Annotated in this window: 4 protein-coding genes; all 4 read left to right on the top strand. The window is 69.9% G+C overall.

What is annotated here, in order from left to right:
- Positions 1 to 263 precede the first annotated feature (263 nt).
- The 4 genes from ACWDR0_RS17100 to serA all read left to right on the top strand — a co-directional run bounded on the left by ACWDR0_RS17100 (position 264) and on the right by serA (position 5,884).
- The gene (locus ACWDR0_RS17100; RefSeq protein WP_456352489.1) at positions 264 to 2,123 is read left to right on the top strand and encodes an acetolactate synthase large subunit; all 1,860 of its coding nucleotides are present in this window, start codon (positions 264 to 266) and stop codon (positions 2,121 to 2,123) included.
- A gap of 29 nt (positions 2,124 to 2,152) precedes the next feature.
- A complete protein-coding gene (gene ilvN / locus ACWDR0_RS17105; protein WP_456352490.1) occupies positions 2,153 to 2,680 on the top strand; it encodes an acetolactate synthase small subunit in 528 nt (175 codons plus the stop codon).
- Between the two features lie 164 nt (positions 2,681 to 2,844).
- Complete coding sequence (gene ilvC / locus ACWDR0_RS17110; RefSeq protein WP_456352491.1) at positions 2,845 to 3,846, top strand: ketol-acid reductoisomerase; 1,002 nt, start codon at positions 2,845 to 2,847, stop codon at positions 3,844 to 3,846.
- 433 nt (positions 3,847 to 4,279) lie between these two features.
- Positions 4,280 to 5,884 carry a phosphoglycerate dehydrogenase gene (gene serA, locus ACWDR0_RS17115; protein ID WP_456352492.1) on the top strand — a complete coding sequence of 535 codons (1,605 nt, stop codon included), beginning with the start codon at positions 4,280 to 4,282 and terminating at the stop codon, positions 5,882 to 5,884.
- Positions 5,885 to 6,051 lie beyond the last annotated feature (167 nt).

A 6,051-nucleotide genomic window follows, 5' to 3' on the forward strand; every position in this document is an offset into this window, starting at 1 on the left:
TTGCCTCACGGCACGAGGGGTTTTTTGTTGCACGGGCACCGGGCGGCGAACCGGAGCCAAGCGGCAGAAGGCCGAGCAAAACACCCGCAGCACCGCGCCTCACCGGCAGTACCCCGCACCACCCGGCCTCACCAGCAGCACCCCTTGAGACACCAGCAGCAACCTCTCGAGACACCAGCAGGACCCTTGAGACACCGGCAGCATCCGTCTCATCAGCAGCACCCCGCAGCACCCTTCAGCGAATCCTCCGCTTCGAGAAGAGAATGCCGATGACCGAGCAGGCCACCGGGGCCCCCCATCCCCAGCCGCGCGCCCGTACGGGCGGACCGCAGACCGTCGCGGTCGAGCACGTCACAGGCGCGCAGTCCCTCATCCGCTCTCTCGAAGAAGTGGGTGCCGACACCGTCTTCGGCATCCCCGGCGGAGCGATCCTCCCGGCCTACGACCCGATGATGGACTCCACGAAGGTGCGCCACGTCCTGGTCCGGCACGAGCAGGGCGCGGGACACGCCGCCACCGGTTACGCCCAGGCGACCGGCAAGGTCGGGGTCTGCATGGCCACCTCGGGCCCGGGCGCCACCAATCTGGTCACCCCGATCGCCGACGCCCATATGGACTCGGTCCCGCTGGTCGCGATCACCGGCCAGGTCGCCTCGCACGCCATCGGCACGGACGCCTTCCAGGAGGCGGACATCGTCGGCATCACCATGCCGATCACCAAGCACAACTTCCTGGTCACCAAGGCCGAGGACATCCCGCGGACGATCGCCGAGGCTTTCCACATCGCCTCCACCGGCCGCCCCGGCCCGGTCCTGGTCGACATCGCCAAGGACGCCCTCCAGGCGCGCACCACCTTCTCCTGGCCGCCCGCCCAGGACCTGCCCGGCTACCGGCCCGTCACCAAGCCGCACGCCAAGCAGATCCGCGAGGCCGCCAAGCTGATCACCGAGGCCAAGCGCCCGGTGCTGTACGTCGGCGGCGGGGTCATCAAGGCCCGTGCCACCGCCGAGCTGAAGGTCCTGGCCGAGCTGACCGGCGCCCCCGTCACCACCACCCTGATGGCCCTGGGCTCCTTCCCCGACAGCCACCCCCTGCATGTCGGCATGCCCGGGATGCACGGCTCCGTCACCGCGGTCACCTCGCTGCAGAAGGCCGATCTGATCGTCGCCCTCGGCGCCCGCTTCGACGACCGGGTCACCGGCAAGCTGGACAGCTTCGCCCCGTACGCCAAGATCGTCCACGCCGATATCGACCCGGCGGAGATCGGCAAGAACCGCACCGCCGACGTCCCGATCGTCGGCGACGCCCGCGAGGTCATCGCCGATCTGGTCCAGGCGGTCCAGGCCGAGCACAGCGAGGGCCGCCGCGGCGACTACACCGCCTGGTGGAAGGACCTCAACCGCTGGCGGGACACCTACCCCCTCGGCTACGACCAGCCGGAGGACGGCAGCCTCTCCCCGCAGCAGGTCATCCAGCGGATCGGCGAGCTGGCCCCCGCGGACACCATCTACGCGGCCGGTGTCGGCCAGCACCAGATGTGGGCCGCCCACTTCATCAAGTACGAGCAGCCCGCCACCTGGCTGAACTCCGGCGGTGCCGGGACCATGGGCTACGCGGTCCCCGCGGCCATGGGCGCCAAGGCCGGCGCCCCCGAGCGCACGGTCTGGGCCATCGACGGCGACGGCTGCTTCCAGATGACCAACCAGGAACTCACCACCTGCGCGCTCAACAACATCCCCATCAAGGTCGCCATCATCAACAACGGCGCCCTCGGGATGGTCCGCCAGTGGCAGACCCTCTTCTACAACCAGCGCTACTCCAACACCGTGCTGCACTCGGGCCCCGACGCCGTCGCCGGCGGGCCGAGCGCGGGCACCCGCGTCCCGGACTTCGTCAAGCTCTCCGAGGCGATGGGCTGCCACGCCCTGCGCTGCGAGTCCCCCGAGGACCTGGACAAGGTCATCGCCGAGGCCAACGCGATCAACGACCGGCCCGTCGTGATCGACTTCATCGTCCACGAGGACGCCATGGTCTGGCCGATGGTCGCCGCCGGCACCTCGAACGACGAGGTCATGGCCGCCCGCGGGGTCCGCCCCGACTTCGGCGACAACGAAGACGACTGAGCGAGCAGAGAGAGACGGAAGACCCACCCATGTCAACCAAGCACACGCTCTCCGTCCTGGTGGAGAACACCCCGGGCATCCTGGCCCGGATCGCCGCCCTCTTCTCCCGCCGCGGCTTCAACATCGACTCCCTCGCGGTGGGTGTCACCGAGCACCCCGACATCTCCCGCATCACCATCGTGGTCGGTGTCGAGGACCTCCCGCTGGAACAGGTCACCAAGCAGCTCAACAAGCTGGTCAATGTGCTGAAGATCGTCGAGCTGGAACCCAGCGCCGCGATCCAGCGCGAACTGGTCCTGGTGAAGGTCCGGGCCGACAACGAGACCCGCTCCCAGATCGTCGAGATCGTCCAGTTGTTCCGCGCCAAGACCGTGGACGTCGCACCCGAGGCCGTGACCATCGAGGCCACCGGGTCCAGCGACAAACTGGAGGCCATGCTCCGGATGCTGGAGCCGTTCGGCATCAAGGAACTGGTCCAGTCCGGCACGATCGCCATAGGGCGCGGTGCCCGGTCCATCACCGACCGGTCCCTGCGCGCCCTGGACCGCACCGCCTGACGGTTCCGGGGCCCGCCGCCCCGGCACCCGGTCCGCCCGGCCGGGGGCAGGCGTCCCCGGCCTTATCACCCGGGGTCCGCGCCCGTATCGCGAGACCCCCCACCGCACCTTCCCCTCCCCGCCGTACGGTGGGACGCACCATCAGCACTCAAGGAGACATTCCAGTGGCCGAGCTGTTCTACGACGACGATGCCGACCTCTCCATCATCCAGAACCGCAAGGTCGCGGTCATCGGCTACGGCAGCCAGGGCCACGCCCACGCGCTGTCGCTCCGTGACTCGGGCGTCGACGTCCGGGTCGGTCTGCACGAGGGCTCCAAGTCCAAGGCGAAGGCCGAGGAGCAGGGTCTGCGCGTCGTGACGCCCGCCGAGGCCGCCGCCGAGGCCGACGTCATCATGATCCTGGTCCCGGACCCCATCCAGGCCCAGGTCTACGAGGAGTCCATCGCCCCGAACCTCAAGGACGGCGACGCCCTCTTCTTCGGCCACGGCCTGAACATCCGCTTCGGCTTCATCAAGCCCCCGGCCGGTGTCGACGTCGCCATGGTCGCCCCCAAGGGCCCGGGCCACCTGGTGCGCCGTCAGTACGAGGAGGGCCGCGGCGTTCCGTGTATCGCGGCGGTCGAGCAGGACGCCTCCGGCAAGGCCTTCGAGCTGGCGCTGTCGTACGCCAAGGGCATCGGCGGCACCCGGGCCGGCGTCATCAAGACGACCTTCACCGAGGAGACCGAGACCGACCTCTTCGGCGAGCAGGCCGTGCTCTGCGGCGGTACCGCGGCGCTGGTCAAGGCGGGCTTCGAGACCCTGGTCGAGGCCGGTTACCAGCCGGAGATCGCCTACTTCGAGTGCCTCCACGAGCTGAAGCTGATCGTCGACCTGATGTACGAGGGCGGCCTGGAGAAGATGCGCTGGTCGGTCTCCGAGACCGCCGAGTGGGGCGACTACGTCACCGGCCCGCGGATCATCAACGACCAGACCAAGGCCGAGATGAAGAAGGTCCTCACCGAGATCCAGGACGGCACCTTCGCCAAGAACTGGATGGACGAGTACCACGGCGGTCTGAAGAAGTACAACGAGTACAAGACGCAGGACGAGAACCACCTGCTGGAGACCACCGGCAAGGAGCTGCGCAAGCTCATGAGCTGGGTCGACAACGACGAGGCCTGAGTCCGCCGGGAGGGGCCGGGACGTCCGCGCAGCCGCGGACGCCCCGGCCCCTCGCCGTTCCCGCCCGGCCCCTCGCCGGGCGGCGAATCCCGCCCCGCCCGGCGAGGCGAATCCCCCCGCCGGGCGGCGAACCCGCCCTGCCCCGGGCCCCGCCGGTCCCGCGGCCTGCCCTGCGTCGGCCGCGTCCCGGCCCGGGTGCCCCGTCCCGCCCCGCCGTTGACCACTTCGTCCAGCCTCGGACGGGTGATCCTGCCGCGAAGGCACAAGACTCCACGCCGGGCACCACTACACTTCTCAACAACACGCGTCAGGCCCACAGTGTCGTGCGTCTTCCACGCGGCTAGCCCCTCCACCGCCTGCGGCCGTCGGGACGGCCGACTCCCGTCGTGGCCCCTGTGCACGGGCGGGACCCCCTGGACTTGTGAGGACTCACGTGAGCGCTGAGCTTGCCCGTAAACCCGTTGTACTCATCGCCGAAGAGCTGTCGCCCGCCACCGTGGACGCGCTCGGTCCGGACTTCGAGATCCGACACTGCAACGGCGCGGACCGCGCGGAGCTGCTGCCCGCGATCGCCGACGTCGACGCGATCCTGGTCCGCTCGGCGACGAAGGTCGACGCCGAGGCCGTCGCCGCCGCGAAGAAGCTGAGGGTGGTCGCCCGGGCCGGGGTCGGCCTGGACAACGTGGACGTCTCCGCCGCCACCAAGGCCGGTGTGATGGTGGTGAACGCCCCCACCTCGAACATCGTCACCGCCGCCGAGCTGGCCTGCGGTCTGCTGGTCGCCACCGCCCGCAATATCCCGCAGGCCAACACCGCCCTGAAGAACGGCGAGTGGAAGCGCTCCAAGTACACGGGTGTGGAGCTGGCCGAGAAGACCCTGGGCGTCGTCGGCCTCGGCCGGATCGGGGTCCTGGTGGCCCAGCGGATGTCCGCGTTCGGTATGAAGATCGTCGCCTACGACCCCTATGTGCAGCCCGCGCGGGCCGCGCAGATGGGCGTCAAGCTGCTCTCGCTGGACGAGCTGCTGGAGGTCGCGGACTTCATCACGGTCCATCTGCCGAAGACCCCGGAGACCCTCGGGCTGATCGGTGACGAGGCGCTCCACAAGGTCAAGCCGACGGTCCGGATCGTGAACGCGGCGCGCGGCGGGATCGTCGACGAGGAGGCGCTGGCCTCGGCGCTGAAGGAGGGCCGGGTCGCCGGTGCCGGTCTGGACGTCTATGCGAAGGAGCCGTGCACGGACTCCCCGCTGTTCCAGTTCGACCAGGTCGTCTGCACCCCGCACCTCGGCGCCTCGACGGACGAGGCCCAGGAGAAGGCCGGTATCGCGGTGGCCCGTTCGGTGCGCCTCGCGCTCGCCGGCGAGCTGGTCCCGGACGCGGTCAACGTCCAGGGCGGTGTGATCGCGGAGGACGTCAAGCCGGGTCTGCCGCTGGCCGAGCGGCTCGGCCGGATCTTCACCGCGCTGGCGGGCGAGGTCGCCCTCCGGCTCGATGTCGAGGTGTACGGCGAGATCACCCAGCACGATGTCAAGGTGCTGGAGCTGTCCGCGCTCAAGGGTGTCTTCGAGGACGTCGTCGACGAGACCGTCTCGTATGTCAACGCCCCGTTGTTCGCGCAGGAGCGCGGTGTCGAGGTCCGGCTGACCACCAGCTCGGAGTCCCCGGACCACCGCAATGTGGTCACCGTCCGCGGCACCCTGTCGGGCGGCGACGAGGTCTCGGTCTCCGGCACCCTGGCCGGCCCGAAGAACGTCCAGAAGATCGTCGCCATCGGTGACCACGATGTGGACCTGGCCCTCGCCGACCACATGCTGGTGCTGCGGTACGAGGACCGCCCGGGTGTCGTCGGCACGGTCGGCCGGATCCTCGGCGAGGCCGGGCTGAACATTGCCGGGATGCAGGTGTCGCGGGCCGAGGAGGGCGGCGAGGCGCTCGTCGTGCTCACGGTCGACGACACGGTGCCGCAGCCGGTCGTCGCGGAGATCGCGGAGGAGATCGGCGCGGTCTCGGCGCGTTCGGTGAACCTCACGGACTGACCGCCTCCGGCAGGCCCGCGCGGGCCCGCAAAACCCGCGCGGACAGTGTTGTTGTACGCCCTCGGGCCCGGCCCGCGACCTGGCCACTATGTTCATCACCTCGCCGATGCGCGAACTGGCCCGGCTGGCCGATCTGGTGTCGCAGGCCCGGGCGAGCGGGCAGTACG

Source organism: Streptomyces sp. NPDC003691 (genome assembly GCF_053981115.1).

Bases quoted from the DNA above. Each gene is read 5' to 3' on its own strand.
- ACWDR0_RS17100 (WP_456352489.1), top strand. From the start codon at position 264: ATGCCGATGACCGAGCAGGCCACCGGGGCCCCCCATCCCCAGCCGCGC.
- ilvN (WP_456352490.1), top strand. From the start codon at position 2,153: ATGTCAACCAAGCACACGCTCTCCGTCCTGGTGGAGAACACCCCGGGC.